Genomic DNA, 351 nt, shown 5'->3' with positions numbered 1-351 from the left:
CGCCACACGCCGCGGTCACCCACCCCACAGAGCCCCCCGACGCCCCCGGAGTCCCCGAAGCCGTCCCGGTCACCAAGGAACTCGCCCACCGCACCACCGAAGCAGACGTCTTCCCCACCCGGTGGCGCCGAATCTCCGAAACCCGTTTCCGCTTCACCGCTCACTGGCCGGCCGCCCACGCCTTCTTCGGCCCTGTGGACGACCGCCACCAGGATCCGATGATCGTGGGCGAAACGTTGCGGCAGGCCTCCATGGTGCTCGCGCACGCCGAGTTCGGCGCCCCCGCCGACACCCACTTCGTCATGTGGGACCTGACAGTCCACACCGACCCGTCCGCGCTCCTGCTGGCGG

At 70.7% G+C, this 351-nt stretch carries 1 protein-coding gene; it reads left to right on the top strand.

The genetic code is table 11. The annotated features are described in order from the left end of the window. The coding region (locus CCL05_RS46100; RefSeq protein WP_279629934.1) for an AfsA-related hotdog domain-containing protein at positions 1-351 on the top strand (351 nt) is incomplete at both ends.

Source organism: Streptomyces africanus (genome assembly GCF_002150735.1).
Taxonomy (GTDB): Bacteria; Actinomycetota; Actinomycetes; order Streptomycetales; family Streptomycetaceae; genus Streptomyces; species Streptomyces africanus.
This window is presented reverse-complemented; position numbering and strand designations above follow the sequence as displayed.